Origin of the sequence: Nonomuraea indica, from assembly GCF_002850745.1 — a bacterium.
Lineage (GTDB): Bacteria > Actinomycetota > Actinomycetes > Streptosporangiales > Streptosporangiaceae > Nonomuraea > Nonomuraea indica.
In genome coordinates, this window is record NZ_KZ559466.1 from 296,892 (window position 1) to 312,531 (window position 15,640).

11 protein-coding genes are annotated in these 15,640 nt (G+C 73.6%); 7 read left to right on the top strand and 4 right to left on the bottom strand.

Going from position 1 to position 15,640, the window contains the following annotated elements; translation table 11 throughout:
- Both CXR44_RS01400 and CXR44_RS01405 read right to left on the bottom strand, forming a co-directional pair.
- Positions 1 to 1,357: amidase (locus CXR44_RS01400; RefSeq protein WP_101783471.1), on the bottom strand; the 1,357-nt coding region annotated here is incomplete at its 3' end.
- A 71-nt stretch (positions 1,358 to 1,428) separates the two neighbouring features.
- On the bottom strand, positions 1,429 to 1,866 hold the full coding sequence (locus tag CXR44_RS01405) for a MarR family transcriptional regulator (RefSeq protein WP_101782983.1): 438 nt from the start codon (positions 1,864 to 1,866) through the stop codon (positions 1,429 to 1,431).
- A gap of 108 nt (positions 1,867 to 1,974) precedes the next feature.
- Here CXR44_RS01405 and CXR44_RS01410 point away from each other — a divergent pair, with 108 nt between their 5' ends.
- Positions 1,975 to 3,099 carry an SMP-30/gluconolactonase/LRE family protein gene (locus CXR44_RS01410; RefSeq protein WP_219601629.1) on the top strand — a complete coding sequence of 375 codons (1,125 nt, stop codon included), beginning with the start codon at positions 1,975 to 1,977 and terminating at the stop codon, positions 3,097 to 3,099.
- Positions 3,100 to 3,262: 163 nt separating this feature from the next.
- Here CXR44_RS01410 and dnaE read toward each other — a convergent pair whose 3' ends face one another.
- Entirely contained in the window at positions 3,263 to 6,790 is a 3,528-nt protein-coding gene (dnaE, locus tag CXR44_RS01415; protein WP_101782984.1) for a DNA polymerase III subunit alpha, read from the bottom strand.
- 314 nt (positions 6,791 to 7,104) lie between these two features.
- On the bottom strand, positions 7,105 to 8,106 hold the full coding sequence (locus tag CXR44_RS41905; protein ID WP_101782985.1) for a chorismate mutase: 1,002 nt from the start codon (positions 8,104 to 8,106) through the stop codon (positions 7,105 to 7,107).
- A gap of 285 nt (positions 8,107 to 8,391) precedes the next feature.
- Between CXR44_RS41905 and CXR44_RS01425 the strand changes: the two genes are divergently transcribed.
- From CXR44_RS01425 to CXR44_RS38745, 6 genes are read left to right on the top strand one after another with little or no spacing between them, the layout of a single operon-like run.
- A complete protein-coding gene (locus tag CXR44_RS01425; protein WP_101782986.1) occupies positions 8,392 to 10,425 on the top strand; it encodes a serine/threonine-protein kinase in 2,034 nt (677 codons plus the stop codon).
- Positions 10,426 to 10,435: 10 nt separating this feature from the next.
- Positions 10,436 to 12,238, top strand: a complete 1,803-nt coding sequence (locus CXR44_RS01430; RefSeq protein ID WP_101782987.1) for a serine/threonine-protein kinase — start codon at positions 10,436 to 10,438, stop codon at positions 12,236 to 12,238.
- 12 nt (positions 12,239 to 12,250) lie between these two features.
- Positions 12,251 to 13,087, top strand: coding sequence for an AraC family transcriptional regulator (locus CXR44_RS01435; protein ID WP_245898740.1), 837 nt, complete (start codon positions 12,251 to 12,253; stop codon positions 13,085 to 13,087).
- A gap of 29 nt (positions 13,088 to 13,116) precedes the next feature.
- Positions 13,117 to 13,779, top strand: a complete 663-nt coding sequence (locus tag CXR44_RS01440; protein ID WP_101782988.1) for an AzlC family ABC transporter permease — start codon at positions 13,117 to 13,119, stop codon at positions 13,777 to 13,779.
- Positions 13,776 to 14,087, top strand: coding sequence for an AzlD domain-containing protein (locus CXR44_RS01445; RefSeq protein WP_101782989.1), 312 nt, complete (start codon positions 13,776 to 13,778; stop codon positions 14,085 to 14,087). The genes CXR44_RS01440 and CXR44_RS01445 overlap by 4 nt, the downstream gene beginning before the upstream one ends.
- Before the next feature lie 27 nt (positions 14,088 to 14,114).
- Complete coding sequence (locus CXR44_RS38745) at positions 14,115 to 15,629, top strand: serine/threonine protein kinase (protein WP_245898741.1); 1,515 nt, start codon at positions 14,115 to 14,117, stop codon at positions 15,627 to 15,629.
- Positions 15,630 to 15,640: the final 11 nt, after the last annotated feature.

Genomic DNA, 15,640 nt, shown 5'->3' on the forward strand with positions numbered 1-15,640 from the left:
GGCGGGCTCCGTGGCCGGTGGCCCGCTCGAACGCGCCGGCCACGCGCAGCACCCGGGCGTCGGCGAACGGCCGCCCGACGATCTGCACGCCGACCGGCAGCCCCTCCGGGGTGAACCCCGCCGGCACGGACGCGGCGGGCGCGTGCAGCACGCTGATCCAGTACGCCGAGCGCATCCAGGCCAGGTAGTCGGGCAACTCGACGCCGTTGATCTCGTCCACGTACGGATGCTCGACGGGGAACGGCGGCACCTGGCTGACCGGCGCGATGAGCACGTCGTAGGTGTCGAAGAAGGCCGCCATCCGCTGGTAGAGGCCGCTGCGCAGCCGTTCGGCCCGTGCCAGGTCGGCGCCGGTGACCTGGCGGCCCTGCTCGACGTTCCAGGCGGTGTGGGGGCCGAGCCCGCGCAGCTCGCCGAACGACAGGGCGTAGTGCCAGGCCCGGTAGACGCGGAACGCCTCCTCGGCGTCGGACAGGTCGAGGTCCACCTGCTCGACGTGCGCGCCGAGCCGCTCGAACACGCCGGGCGCCGTCGCCGTGACGGCCGCCGTCGCCGGGTCCACCGGCAGCCCGCCCAGGTCGGGACTCCAGGCCACCCGCAGCCCGGCCACCCCCTCCTCGGGGTCGGCCGCGAAGCGCTCCATGATCGAGTACGGCGAGCGCGGGTCGAACCCCGAGATGACCGACATCATCAGCGTGACGTCCTCGACCGTCCGCGCCATCGGCCCGAGCACGGACAGCGTGTACCAGGCGGCCGTCTCGGACGGGGCGGGCACCCGGCCGGGGGTGGGCCGCAGACCGACCACGTTGCAGAACGACGCCGGGTTGCGCAGCGAGCCGCCCATGTCGGAGCCGTCGGCCAGCGGCACCATGCCGCAGGCCAGCGCCGCCGCCGCGCCGCCGCTGCTGCCGCCCGCCGACCGGCTCAGGTCGTACGGGTTGCGGGTGGCGCCGAACACCTCGTTGACGGTGTGCGACCCGGTGCCGAACTCGGGCGTGTTGGTCTTGCCCACGCTGATCGCCCCGGCGGCCCTGAGCCGCCGCACGATCGGCGCGTCGGTGTCGGGGACGTGCCCGGCGAACAGCGGCGACCCGTACGTCGTGCGGACGCCCGCGGTGTCCACCAGGTCCTTGTGCGCGACCGGCACCCCGTGCAGCGGCCCGGCCGGTTCGGTGGCGTCGGCGGCTCTGGCGGCGTCGAGCGCCCGTTCGGCGTCGAGCGTCACGATGGCGTTGACCCGCGGGTTGACCTGCTCGATCCGGTCGAGGCAGGCCCGCAGCAGCTCGACGGCGCCCACCTGGCGGGTCCTGACCAGGCGGGCCGTCTCGGCGGCGCTGAGGTAGTGCAGTTCGCTCACGGTCCGATCCTTCCCCGCGCGCCGGCGACGGGCGACGGCAAGGGTTGCCAGACGACATGTCCGCGCGCGGGTCAGTCGCGCTCGCGCGTGCCGTCCAGGAAGTCCGCGCAGCGGGACAGCAGGGCGACCAGCGTCTCCTGCTCGTCGCCGGTGAACTCGGCGGACAGGCCCCGCTCGACCCGGACGGCGGCGGCGTCCGCGGCGGCCAGCACCTGTGCGCCCTTCTCGGTCAGCCGGGTCTGCAGGATGTTCTTGTGCCACTCGTGAGGGGTGCGCGTGATGAGGCCCTGCTCCTGGAGGTTCTTCAGCACCGTGGTCATGGTGGGCGGGGTCACCCCGCATGCCCTGGCCAGCGCGGCGGCCGAGATGCCGGGATTGTCGGCGAGGTGGAGCAGGGCGGCGTACTGGGCGACGGTCACACCGGCCGGCCTGAGCGCGGCGTGCTTGGCCGCGTCGAGCGCCTGCACCGTGCGCTTGAGGTGCGCACCCAGGCGCTCGGAGATGGGCATGGACGTCACGTGTGCATGGTAGCGGCCAGGCGTGCGGCGACTTGCATTAGTGTTCTAACAATCGTTAGTGTCCTCACTAATCATTGATCGCACACATGTGGAGTACTGATGCCCTCCATCCCCCTGTCCGTCGGCGTCACGGGAGCGCTCCTCGCCGCGGTTCTGTCCGCCGCGCCCGCCCAGGCGACCCCGGGCCCGCCCGGGGCCCCCGGCGCGCTCGCGGCTCCGGCGGCCGCGCGGCCCACCACGTCGGCCACCGCCGCCCCCGCGGCGACCACCAGCTCCACCACCGCGCCCGTCACCACCGCACCCGTCACGACCGCGCCCGCACGCGCCGCCACCGCACGCGTCACGACCGCGTACGAGCTGCCCGGCGACCGCGTCTACCCGGAAGGGATCGCCGTCGACCCCCGCACCGGAGCCTTCTACACGGGTTCGTTCGCCGACGGCACGATCTACCGGACCGCGCCCGGCAGCCGGGTCGCCGAGGTCTTCCTGCCCGCGGGCGCGGACGGCCGGCACACCGCGAACGGCCTGAGGACCGACCGGGCCGGAAGGCTGTGGGTGACCGACTCCACCAGCGGAGTCAGCGTCTACGACCTGCGCAGCCGCGAGCTGCTCGCCCGTTTCACGGTGCCGGGAAGCGGCGCCAGGTTCGTCAACGACGTGGCCATCGGAGGTGACGGCAGCGCCTACCTCACCGACAGCGTGCGCGCCGCGGTCTACCGCGTCACGCCGCGGCAGCTCGCCGAGGCACGGGGCGGGACGGCGACGCTCACCACGTACGCCGACCTCAGCGAGGTGCTCGACCCGCACCCCTCCGGCGGCTACACGCTCAACGGGATCGTGGCCGGCCCGGCGGGGCGCTACCTGCTGCTGGTGGACCTGGCCGGCGGCGACCTCTTCCGCCTCGACCCTGCGAGCGGCGCCGTGCGCCGGGTGCCGCTCAGCGGCGGCGACATGCGGAACGCCGACGGGCTCGAACTGCGCGACGGCACGCTGTGGGTGGTCCACAACGTCGACAACTCCGTCAGCCGGTGGCGCGTCGCCGCGGACGCCGCGTCGGCGCGCCTCGAACGGCGGCTGACCGACGAGACCCTGCAGTTGCCGACCACGCTCGTGCGCCACCGGGGGAGGCTGTACGTCGTGCGGTCACAGTTCGACAAGGGCGGCCCGCTGGGGCCGGGCACCCCGACCGTTCCGTTCACCGTCGCCGAGGTGCGCGGCATCTGACACCCACGCCACCACCCCCGGGCAACGCCCACCCCACCGTGCACGGCCCCGGGCAACGCCCATCCCACCGTGCACGACCTGGGCCGCTCTCCGGGCGCCCGGTGAGCGGCAGCCGGAGCCGCTCACCGGGCGCATCGCCATCGGCCCGGGGAGCGCGGGCGGGTCAGCCGCCGAGGCAGGCCGGGCCGAGCAGCTCCTTGAGGTCGCCCATCAACGCGGGCGACTGGGTCACCCGGAGCCGGTCCTCGACCCGCATGACCGTCGTCTTGGGCCCGTTGTGCACCTGCAGGTGCACCTCGGAGGTGCCCGGGTGGGTGGTGAGGATCTCCTTGAGCCGGCCGACGACCGGCGGCGTGCACCGGTTGAGCGGCAGGCTGACCAGCAACGGCCCGCCCGCCTCCTGGGTCAGGTCGGGCGCCGTCACCTCCATGGCGATGATCTTGGCGACGTCCTCCCGCTTGTCGATGCGCCCCTTGACGAAGACGATCGCGTCCTCGGCCAGGATCGTCGAGCAGAGCTGGTAGGCGGACGGGAAGATCATGACCTCGATCGAGCCTTCGAGGTCCTCGAGCTGGGTCAGCACCCAGGTGTCACCCTTTTTGGTGATCTTGCGTTGCACGCCGCTGAGGATGCCGCCCACGGTGACGATCTGCCCGTCGGGGCGGCTGTCGTCCTGCAGGGCGGCGATCGTGCAGTCGGCGCCCGAGGCGAGGATGTGCTCGACGCCGAAGAGCGGATGGTCGGAGACGTAGAGGCCGAGCATCTCCCGCTCGAACTGCAGCAGGGTGTTCTTGTCCCACTCGCCCACCGGGATCTGCACGTCGAAGGTCTGGTCCTCGCCGCCGTCCACCGCGCCGAACAAAGAGTCCTGGCCGATGGCCTCGTTCTTCTTGATGTCGATGATCGCGTCGACGGCCTGCTCGTGCACCATCACGAGGCCCTTGCGGACGTGGCCCAGCGAGTCGAACGCGCCCGCCTTGATCAGCGACTCGATCACCCGCTTGTTGCAGACGATCGCCGGCACCTTGCGCAGGAAGTCCTTGAAGTCGGCGAAGCGCCCCTTCTCCTTGCGGGCCGCGATGATGCCGTCGACGACGTTGCCGCCGACGTTGCGGACCGCCGACAGGCCGAAGCGGATGTCGGTGCCGCGCGGCGTGAAGTCGAAGTCGGAGTCGTTGACGTCCGGCGGGTAGACCTTGATGCCCATGCGCCGGCACTCGTTGAGGTAGAGGGCCGACTTGTCCTTGTCGTCCTTGACGCTGGTCAGCAGGGCCGCCATGTAGGCGGCCGGGTAGTTGGCCTTGAGGTAGGCGGTCCAGTAGGCGACGAGGCCGTAGCCGGCGGTGTGCGCCTTGTTGAAGGCGTAGTCGGAGAACGGCAGCAGGATGTCCCACAGGGCCTTGATGGCAGCGGCCGAGAAGCCGTTGTCCTTCATGCCCTTCTCGAAGAACTCGTACTGCTTGTCCAGCTCGGACTTCTTCTTCTTGCCCATGGCGCGGCGCAGCAGGTCGGCGCCGCCGAGCGAGTAGCCGGCGACCTTCTGCGCGATGGCCATGACCTGCTCCTGATAGACGATCAGGCCGTAGGTCGTGTCGAGGATCTCCTTCAGCGGCTCCTCGAGCTCGGGGTGGATCGGAACGATCTCCTGCTGGCCGTTCTTGCGCAGGGCGTAGTTGGTGTGCGAGTTGGCGCCCATCGGGCCCGGCCGGTAGAGGGCGAGGGCGGCGGAGATGTCCTCGAAGTTGTCGGGCCGCATGAGCCGCATGAGCGAGCGCATGCCGCCGCCGTCGAGCTGGAAGATGCCGAGCGTGTCGCCGCGCGCCAGCAGCTCGTAGGTCTTGGTGTCGTCCAGCGGCAGGTCGAGCAGCTCGATCTTCTCGCCCGAGGTGGCCTCGATGGCCTTGAGGCAGTCGTCGATGATCGTGAGGTTGCGCAGGCCCAGGAAGTCCATCTTCAGCAGGCCGAGCGTCTCGCAGGTCGGGTAGTCGAACTGCGTGATGATCGCGCCGTCGGAGTCGCGGCGCATGATCGGGATGTAGTCGGTCAGCACCTCGGACGACATGATCACACCGGCGGCGTGCACGCCGGTCTGCCGGATCAGGCCCTCCAGGCCGCGGCCGAGGTCGATCGTCGCCTTGACGTCGACGTCCTCCTCGTAGAGCTTGCGCAGCTCGCCCGCCTCGTTGTAGCGCGGGTGGTCCTTGTCGAAGATGCCGGACAGCGGGATGTCCTTGCCCATGACGGCGGGCGGGAACGCCTTGGACACCCGGTCGCCGAGGGCGTAGGGATAGCCGAGGACGCGGCCGGCGTCCTTGATGGCGGCCTTCGCCTTGATGGTGCCGAACGTGGCGATCATGGCGACCTTGTCGGCGCCCCACTTCTCGGTCACGTAGCGGATCACGTCGGCGCGCCGGCGCTCGTCGAAGTCGATGTCGACGTCGGGCATGGAGACGCGCTCGGGGTTGAGGAAGCGCTCGAAGATCAGGCCGTGCGGGATGGGATCGAGGTCGGTGATGCCGAGGGCGTAGGCCACCAGCGAGCCGGCCGCCGAGCCTCGGCCGGGGCCGACGCGGATGCCGTTGTTCTTGGCCCACATGATGAAGTCGGCGACCACGAGGAAGTAGCTCGGGAAGCCCATCTGGACGATGACGCCGAGCTCCTTCTCCACCCAGGCCCGGTGCTCCTCGTCCACGCCGCCGGGGAAGCGGCGCTCCATGCCCTTCCAGACCTCCTGGCGGAAGAACTGCTCCTCCGTCATGCCCTCGGGGATCGGGAAGGTCGGCATCAGGTTCTTGAACTCGAAGAACCCGGCCGGGTCGACCTTCTCCGCCACGAGCAGGGTGTTGCGGCAGCCCTCGGCCCACAGGTCGGAGGAGTCGACGGCGCGCATCTCGTCGGCGGTCTTGATGTAGTAGCCGGAGCCGTCGAACCGGAACCGGTCGGGGTCGGACAACTGCTTGCCCGTCTGGATGCACAGCAGGGCGTCGTGGGAGGCGGCGTCGGACTCGTAGGTGTAGTGGGAGTCGTTGGTCACCAGCGGCGGGATGGCCAGCTCCTTGCTGATCCTGGTCAGCCCGTCGCGGACGCGGCGCTCGATGTCGAGCCCGTGATCCATGATCTCGAGGAAGTAGTTGTCCCTGCCGAAGATCTCCTGGTAGCGCGCCGCTGCCTGGAGCGCCTGGTCGTACTGGCCGAGCCGCAGCCTCGTCTGCACCTCGCCCGACGGGCAGCCGGTGGTCGCCATCAGGCCCTCGGAGTGCTCGGCGAGGATCTCGGCGTCCATCCGCGCCCACTTGCGCACGAACCCCTCGGTGTAGGCGCGCGAGCTGAGCTTCATCAGGTTGTGCAGGCCCGCCTTGTTACGCGCCCAGATCGTCATGTGGGTGTAGTAGCCGCCCGCGGAGACGTCGTCCTTCTTCTGGTGCGGCTCGCCCCACAGCACCGGCTTCTTGTTGTGCCGCAGCTCCGGCGCGACGTACGCCTCGATGCCGATGATCGGCTTCACGCCCGCGGCGGTCGCCTGCTTGTAGAAGTCGTAGGCGCCGTGCATGTTGCCGTGGTCGGTGATGGCGATCGCGGGCATGCCCAGCTCGCCGACCTGTTTGAACATCTGCTTCAGCCGTGCGGCCCCGTCGAGCATGGAGTATTCGGTGTGCACGTGCAGATGGACGAACGAGTCGCTGGACGACATGGAGCGGCGCCTCCGGGTCTGCGGGTCTGCCGGCCGGCCCGGAGCGGTCCGGCCGGTCGAGGGTGTGCTCCGACTCTAGTGCTCCCCGCCGACAACCCGCGTCCCTCCGAGGGCGCGGCGCGTCACCCTGACAGCGACCTCCTGACACCCTGTCAGGCCGCCTCCCCGTAGCGCCTGACCGGGTCGCCCGCATCGCCGCCCGGACCGGCCGGAGCCGCCTCCGCTCGGGACCGGCCGGGGCCGCCCTCCCTCCCGGACCGGCCCGAGCCGCCCTCCCTCCCGGACCGGCCCGAGCCGCCTCCGCTCCGGACGGGTCACTGCTGGGCGCGGCGTTCCTCCGCCAGGTGCAGGCCGGCCTCGATGACCACCTTCATGATGGCGGCCAGCCGCTCCTCCCCCAGTCCGGGCGCGCGCCGGGCCATCCGCGCCACCAGGGCGCGCTCCCGCCCCGGGTCGCGCCCGGCGAAGCCGCCGACGGGCTTGAGCGTCTGCACGACCCCGGCCAGCGCGGCACGCCGCTCCAGCAGCGTGGCCAGGGCGGCGTCGACCCTGTCGATCGCCTCCCGGCACTCCCCCAGCGTGCCGGGCGTCTCGGGCCGTACCAGCGCCCCCAAGAGCGTCACCGCCTCCTCCGCCGCGCGCCGCCCGCCGTCCGCGAAGCCACCCGCGGCCTCGGCCACAGGATCGCCCCCGAGACCGCCCTCGAGACCGACTGCGGGGCCGCCCGCGGGGCTGTCCCCGGGGCCGCCGGTGGGGCCGTCGTCGCCCGCCCTGGCGTACGGGACGCCGTCCGGGCCCGCCCCGACCGCGGGGTCCGCCACGATGAGGCCGTCGGCCCCGGCCGCCACCGCCGCCGCGGACAGCCCCGGGTCGGCCCGCACGTCGGCGACCACCGGACGGCCGGACGCCGCCCGCGCCGCCCGCAGGAGCCCGAGGTCGAGCCGCCCGCCCTCGCACAGGATCACCTGGTCGTTGCCCTCCGCCGCGCAGTAGCCGGCCAGCGCGAGCCACTCCTCCAGCGACGCCGAGGGCCTGCGCTCCACCACCACGGGCAGCCCCAGCCCGGCGACGGCCCGCACCAGCGGGATGTCGCGGGTCCAGGCGGCGCCGACCACCACGCCGTCGGCCCGTTCGGCGATCCAGGGCAGGTCACCCGCGCCGGACGGCTCCACCAGCGTCGCCCGCCCGCGCGGGGGCCGCCCCGCGTCGCCGCGCCGGTCGCGCAGGCTCACCCTGCCGCCGATCACCACGGCCGGTCCCGCGCCGACCGGCGTCCCGCCCAGGGTGACCACGCGACGTTCCAAGGTCGATGACATCTCGGCTCCTCACTCGGGCCGGCCCCTCGAAGCCGGCGGAAAACCAAAAAGGCAGAGACGGGCGTCTCTGCCTTGTGCCGACTCCAGGTGGTCGCTACCCGACGACCGGCTCTCCCGGAGCCGGCTCGGTAAACGCGTAGCGACAGGTCATGTCAGAAACCCTACACCCGCCCTCCACCTGCTGGACTGTGCTTCTCACATGGCGGACTGTCCTTCAGGCGAGTCGCCGATGATCCCTCGCTATGGGAGTATTTCTTGGCCTAGAGGGAGGGTTTGAGGCCGTTGATGTCGGATCGCAAGCGGGACGGACGCCGCATCGCCGGCCGCTACCAGCTGCTGGAACCCATTGGCAAGGGCGGGATGGGCATCGTCTGGCGCGCCCATGACGAGCTGCTGGATCGCACGGTGGCGGTCAAGGAAGTCCGTTATGCCGCCGCTCTGGGCGACGAGGTGCAGATGCTCAACCGGCGCACGATGCGCGAGGCGCGGGCGGCGGCGAGGTTCGAGCACCCCAACGTGATCGTCGTGCACGACGTGATCGAGGAGGACGACCGCCCCTGGATCGTCATGCAGCTCGTCCAGTCGCGCTCCCTGGGCGCGGTCATCAAGCAGGACGGGCCGCTGAAGCCGAAACGGGTCGCCGAGATCGGCCTGGCGGTGCTCGACGCCCTGCACCGCGCGCACGAGTCGGGCGTGCTGCACCGCGACGTCAAACCCGAGAACGTGCTGCTGGCCGACGACGGCCGGGTGGTGCTGACCGACTTCGGCATCGCCACGCTGGAGACCGAGACGCAGCTCACCGTGACGGGTCTCGCGGGCACTCCGGCGTTCATCGCGCCCGAGCGGCTCAAGGGGCTGCCCGCGCGGCGCGAGTCCGACCTGTGGTCGCTGGGCGCGACGCTCTACACCGCGGTGGAGGGCCGCTCGCCGCACGAGCGAGGCATGGCGCTGGCCACCATGCACGCCGTGCTCACCGACCCGCCGGACCCGGCGCCCCACGCCGGCCCCCTGGCCGAGGTGATCGACCTGCTGCTGGCCAAGGAGCCGGTGCAGCGTCCCTCGTACGAGGAGACCGAGCGGCTGCTGCGTGAGGCCATCGCCGCCTCCACCGCGCGTCAGGTGAGCCGCCAGTCTCCGCGCGCCACCGCGGTGATGCCGGCCCAGCGGCCCGCCTCCGGGCCGCCTCCCGTGGACGACGACACCCCGACGGACCCCGACCTGGCGGTCCCCGGGGCCGCCGGGGCGCCCGCCCCGCACCCCGCGCCCAACCCGGCCCGGCCCGCGGCCAAGCCGTCGCGGCCCATCTCGGCGCGCCCTCCGGCCGCGCGGCCCGCCCCGGCCCGGCCGGACACGGCGCACGCCGACTCCCTGCGGTCCGACGCTTCGCGGTCCGGCTCCGCGCGGCCCGAGTCCCCGCGTCCCGAGTCCGGGCGCCCGGCGCCGCCGCGCCCGCCCGCCTCGGCGTCCGAGCAGGCCGGCCCGTGGGCGGCCGAGCCGGCCCGCGAGCTGCCCGAGACCGGTGCGCGGCTCGCCCCGGCGACCGCGGACCCCGCGGACCCCATCCCCCCGACGGCCTACTCCTCCCGCTCCGACCTGCGTGGCCGGCCCTGGCCCGTCGTCGCGGCGGCCGGGGCGGTCGTGCTGGTGGCGGCGATCGGCGGCTATCTCGGGCTCAACTCCGCGCCTGACGAGCGCCCCCGCTCCGCGCGCACCGGCGTCGTCGCCACGCCGACCACGTCCGCGTCCGAGTCGGCGTCCGATCCCGGGTCCGAGCCGTCCGACGGCGCCACGGATTCGCCGAAGGCCGAGCCGACCACGAGCCCCACCGAGGCGCCGAGCCCCAGCCCGTCGCCCACTGAGACCGAGGACGCGCTGCCCGAGGGCTGGAAGATGTACAAGGACAAGGAGATGGGCTTCTCCGTCGGCCTGCCGAAGGGCTGGGACGTCCACACCCGCGACTCCAACCGGGTCACCTTCCGCGGCCCCGGCGCCGGACCCAAGTCCTACCTGCTGATCGAGGAGGCGCCGAACCCGGGCCCCGATCCGTACCAGGACTGGATCAAGCAGGAGCCGATACTCAAGCACAACTTCGGCGGCTACGAGAAGCTGTCCATCAAGAAGGTCGACTACCAGAAGGCGGCCGCCGACTGGGACTTCACCTGGAACGCCAACTCGGGTCCGTCCCGGGTGCGCAACCGGGGGTTCGTCACCGAGAACGGCCGCGGCTACGCCATCTACTGGCACACCCTCAACAGCCGGTGGAAGAAGGACCTGCACTTCTTCGAGGGCTTCTGCGCGACCTTCAAGCCCCGCAAGTAGGCTCGCCGACGTGGAGAGGCAGGTCGGCAACCGCTACCGCCTCGTCGAGCCGATCGGCGAGGGCGGCATGGGCGTGGTCTGGCGCGCCTACGACGAGCTGCTCGACCGCACGGTGGCGATCAAGGAGGTCCGCTACACCGGCGTCGCCGACGACGAGCGGGCCCAGCTCAACCGCCGCACCATCCGGGAGGCCAGGGCCGCGGGCCGCCTCGACCATCCCTCGGTGGTCGTCATCCACGACGTGGTCGAGGAGGACGGCCGGCCGTGGATCGTGATGCAGCTCGTCCGGTCGCGCTCGCTGGCCCAGGTCGTCCGCGAGCACGGGCCGCTGCCGGTCGGGCAGGTCGCCGCGATCGGCGGGCAGGTCCTCGACGCGCTGCGCGCCGCGCACGCCACCGGTGTTCTGCACCGTGACGTCAAGCCCGAGAACGTGCTGCTGGCCGACGACGGCCGGGTGGTGCTGACCGACTTCGGCATCGCCTCGCTGGAGGCGGAGGCGGGGCTGACCGCGACCGGCGGCCTGGTGGGCACGCCCGCGTACATGCCGCCCGAACGGCTGCACGGCGATCCGGCCCGGCCGGAGTCCGACCTGTGGGCCCTGGGCGCGACGCTGTACGCGGCGGTGGAGGGGGCTCCGCCGTACAAGCGGGACTCGTGGGCGGCGACGGTGGCCGCCGTGCTGCGCGACGACCCCGAGCCGCCCCGGCGGGCCGGCCCGCTGACGCCGGTCATCATGGGGCTGTTGCTGCGTGATCCGGCCGCCCGGATGCCCGCCGGGGAGGCCGCGCGCCTCCTGTGGGCCGCCGCCGGCCACGCTCCCGCCGCCGGCCACGCTCCCGCCACCGGTCACGCTCCCGCCGCCGGTCGTGTCACCTGGCCGCCGGTGGGCGCCGCTCCCGGCGACCCGGCCCGCCCCGCTCCGTTCCGCCCCGGCCCCGGCCCCGGCCCCGGCCCCGGCGACCACGGTCCGGGCGATCCCGACCGCGGGCCCGCCGGTCAGGGACGCGCCGCCCACCCGGTGCCCGACGCCACCCTGCATGCCGGCGCCGATCCCACGTCACCGGCGCAGCGTCGTGGCGGGAGGCGATGGCCGCGCGGCGTGGTGCCCGCCGCGGCGGCCCTGGTCGCCGCGGCCGTGCTCGGCACCGGAGCCGTGCTGCTGGCCGACCGTCCGGACTCCCCGGGCAGCGGCCCGGCGGCCGCGGACCGGACGGGCACGGACAGGGCGGGCACGGACAGGGCGGGCACGGCGACGCCTGTCGGGTCGCCCGTCACCCCCGCCACGCCGGACGCCACCGGCAAGGCGACCACCGCCGCGACCCCCCGGAACACGCCGTCCGGCGCCCGGCGGGTCGTGCCGCCTCCCGGCTGGCGTTCCTACACCAGCACGGCCGGACGCTTCTCGGTCGCCATCCCGGCCGGCTGGCGGGCCGTCCCGAGCGCCACCCGGGCCAGCGTGACCGTCCGGGCGCCCGGCTCGCCCAGCAGGCTGATCATCGAGTGGACCGTCGCCGACCGGCCATGGACCGACCCGGCCAGGCACTGGGCCGACCTGGAGAAGGAGATCCTGGCCAAGGGCGAGTTCAGCGGCTACCGGCGCCTGTCCATCGAGCCCACCACCTACCTCGGCCGCCCGGCGGCCGACTGGGAGTTCACCCGCGTGGCCGACGGCACGGTGATCCACGTGGTCAACCGCGGGTTCCGCACCGCCTCCGGCCGCCCGTACGCCATCTACTGGGAGACCACCGAGGCCCGCTGGCCACGCGAGCGCCGCTACTTCGAGACGTTCACCAAGACCTTCACCCCTCGTTGAGGCGAGCGGAGCGTGAAGGAGCAGGCGAGGTTCTGGCGGCATCCCGCGGTGCCGGACGTCGACCTGCTCAAGGCCCGTTACGTCACCCACCGCTTCACCCGGCACGCCCACGCGGAGTTCGCGATCGGGCTGATCCTCGAGGGTGTGGAGGAGTTCGACCACGGCGGCTCGCTGCGACGGGCCGGCGCGGGCGAGATCGTGCTGGTGAACCCGGAGGTGGCGCACACCGGCCACCCGGGCACGCCCGGCGGCTGGGCGTACCGGATGCTGTACCCGTCGCTGGAGACGATGGCCGAGATCGCGGCCGACCTGGGCCGGCCGCGCGGCACCCCCTCCTTCCCCGAGCAGGTGGTACGCGACCCGGCGCTCGCCGCGCTGCTGGACCGGGCGCACCGGGCGGCCGAGCGGGGTGACGACCTGGCGGCCTCGACGCTGACGCGCACGCTGTTCGGCGGGCTGCTGGCCCGCCACGGCGTGCCGCGCCCCGTGACCGGTCCGGGGGCGGAGCTCACGTCGGCGGGGCGGCGAGCCGTCCAGGAGGCGATCGAACTGCTCGGCGCGAGCCTGCTCGACCCGCCGACGCTCGACCGGGTGGCGGAGAGCGTGCGCGCCAGGCCGTTCCCGCTGCTGCGGGCGTTCAAGGCCGAGACGGGGTTGCCGCCGCACGCCTACCTCGTCTCGCTCCGGGTACGGCGGGCACGCCGGCTGCTGGCGTCGGGCAGGACGCCCGCGGAGGTGGCGGCCGAGGTGGGCTTCACCGACCAGGCCCACCTGACCCGGCATTTCAAACGGATCGTGGGCGTGCCGCCCGCGGCCTATCAGCGAGCCGCAGGAACGTACAAGACCTGACATCGGCCCACGTCATAGCCTCGATTGGTATGGAAGAGACATCACACCGTGCCGTCGCGATCCGGGACGGTCTGGGCGTGGGCGTGGCCGTGGGGCTGGCCGGGCTCGCCTTCGGGGCCGCGGCCGTCACCGCGGGGATGAGCATCGCCCAGGCGTGCGTGCTGAGCCTGCTGGCGTTCACCGGTGCCTCGCAGTTCGCGCTGGCCGGGGCCGTCGGGGCGGGCGGCGACCTCGCGGCGTCGGCCGCCGGCGCGCTGCTGCTCGGCGGCCGCAACACCCTCTACGGGCTGCGACTGGCCGGGCTGCTGCGGGCGAACGGGCCGCGCAGGCTGGTCGTGGCGCAGGGCGTGATCGACGAGACCGCCGCGGTGGCGCTGGCGCAGCCGAACCCGGCGGCGGCGCGGGCCGGGTTCACCGCCACGTTCGCCGCCCTGTACCTCACCTGGAACCTCACCACCCTCGGCGGCGCCGTCGGCACGTCGTTCCTGGGGGACCCGCGCGTGCTGGGGCTGGACGCGGTCGGACCGGCCACGTTCCTGGCGCTGCTGTGGCCGCGGTTGACCCGCAGCGCCGAGCTGCGGTGGCTGGCGGCGGGCGGGGCGGCGATCGCGCTGGCCGCCACGCCGTTCCTGCCGCCGGGCGTGCCCGTGCTGCTGTCCGCCGTGGCGGTGCTGGTGGTGATGGTGCGATGACGCTGTGGTGGGCGATCGCCGTCGTCTGCGCCGGCTGTTACGTGCTCAAGCTGGCCGGGCTGGCGGCCCCGCGCTGGGTCCTGGAGCATCCGGTGGTGAGCCGGTTCGCCGAGCTGGTGCCGGTCGCGCTGCTCGCGGCGCTGGTCGCGGTGCAGATGTTCAGCGAGCAGGGACGGCTGCAGGTGGATCCGGCCCGTACGGCCGGCCTGGCCGCCGCGGTGGTCGCGCTGCTGCTTCGCGCGCCCTTTTTGGTGGTCCTGCTCATTGCCGCCGCCATTACTGCGCTTGTACGGGTTTTTAGCGGGTAGTCGCCCCGCATGTCCGAATCAGCGGGGATGGTCGGTGGACGATACCGGCTGCTCAGGACCATTGGCCAGGGCGGCATGGGAACGGTGTGGCAGGCACACGACGAGGTGCTGGGCCGGGACGTCGCGGTGAAGGAGGTGCATCCGCCGCCGGATCTGACGGGGGCGGAGCGGGACGTGTTCAGCGTCCGCACCTTCCGTGAGGCGCGCGCGGCCGGGCGGGTGGCGCACCCGGGGGTGGCCACGGTCTACGACGTGCTGGAGGAACACGGCCACCCGTGGATCGTCATGCAGCTCGTCCGCTCGCGCACGCTGGGCCAGCTCGTGCGCGAGGAGGGGCCGCTGCCGCCCGTCCAGGCGGCGGCGGTCGGGCTGCAACTGCTGGAGGCGCTGCACGCGGCGCACGCCGCGGGCGTCCTGCACCGCGACGTCAAGCCCGACAACGTGCTGCTGACCGACGACGGCAGGGCGGTGCTGACCGACTTCGGCATCGCGACCACCGAGGACGAGGCTCCGGTGACCAGGACCGGCATCCTGGTCGGCACGCCCGCGTTCATCTCCCCCGAGCGGGCGGCGGGCAGCCAGGCCACCCCGGCCTCGGACCTGTGGTCGCTGGGCGTGACCCTGTACGTCGCCGTCGAGGGCCACTCGCCGTTCCAGCGCCCGCACGCCCTGGCCACGCTCGGCGCGGTCATGCACGACGAGCCGGCGCCGCTGGCCCGCGCCGGCGTCCTGGGGCCGGTCCTGCTGGGACTACTGCGCAAGGACCCCACCGAACGGATGACGCTGGACGAGGCGCGGATGCGGTTGCACGCCATCGTCACGGGCAGCGCCCCCGAGCCGACGGCCCCGGTGGCCGTCCCGCCGATCCCCCGGCAGGCGCCCCCGGCCGCGGCCACCCCGCCCGTGCCGTCCGATCCGCCCGGGTTCGCCGGGTCATCGGGCCGGGTCGCGCCGCCGGTGCGGGCCTCCGGGCAGCACGCCCGCCCACGGCGGGCGCGCCGCGGCGCGTCACTGGCCGCCCTGGCGGCCGGGGTGATCGCCGTCGGACTGGCCGCGGGCGGCACCGCCTGGTGGTCGCAGCGGGACGGCACCGCCCGGCCGCCGGCGACCGTACCGGCCGTCGTGAGCTCCCCGGAGGTGTCCACGGGCGACACGCGGCCCTCCTCCGACCCGCGCTCCACCGAGCCCGCGACCGCGACCGGCGAGCCGCGCGCACGGCGGAGTGCCCCGCCCTCGGACGAGCCCCGGTCACAGGGGTCCGCCACGCGGCCCACCAGGGACCGTTCGGGCGAGCCGACCCGGGAGCCCACGCGCGAGCCGACCCGTGAGCCGACGCGCGAGCCCACGAAACAGCCCACGAAGCAGCCCACCAAGAAGCCCACGAAGCAGCCCGGCCAGGACGAGTCGGGCGACCGGCCCTCCACGCGCGACCCCGGCCAGGTCGAGCCGTCCACCGGCGGCCAGGGGGCGGACAAGGGCGACGACGGCCGGCAGACCCAGGAGGTCGCCGCGCAGGGCCCGAAGAAGTCGAAGAAGTCCTGACGCGCGGGCGG

Bases quoted from the DNA above. Each gene is read 5' to 3' on its own strand.
- CXR44_RS01405 (WP_101782983.1), bottom strand. From the start codon at position 1,866: ATGCCCATCTCCGAGCGCCTGGGTGCGCACCTCAAGCGCACGGTGCAG.
- CXR44_RS01410 (WP_219601629.1), top strand. From the start codon at position 1,975: ATGCCCTCCATCCCCCTGTCCGTCGGCGTCACGGGAGCGCTCCTCGCC.
- dnaE (WP_101782984.1), bottom strand. From the start codon at position 6,790: ATGTCGTCCAGCGACTCGTTCGTCCATCTGCACGTGCACACCGAATAC.
- CXR44_RS41905 (WP_101782985.1), bottom strand. From the start codon at position 8,106: ATGTCATCGACCTTGGAACGTCGCGTGGTCACCCTGGGCGGGACGCCG.
- CXR44_RS01425 (WP_101782986.1), top strand. From the start codon at position 8,392: ATGTCGGATCGCAAGCGGGACGGACGCCGCATCGCCGGCCGCTACCAG.
- CXR44_RS01440 (WP_101782988.1), top strand. From the start codon at position 13,117: ATGGAAGAGACATCACACCGTGCCGTCGCGATCCGGGACGGTCTGGGC.
- CXR44_RS01445 (WP_101782989.1), top strand. From the start codon at position 13,776: ATGACGCTGTGGTGGGCGATCGCCGTCGTCTGCGCCGGCTGTTACGTG.
- CXR44_RS38745 (WP_245898741.1), top strand. From the start codon at position 14,115: ATGGTCGGTGGACGATACCGGCTGCTCAGGACCATTGGCCAGGGCGGC.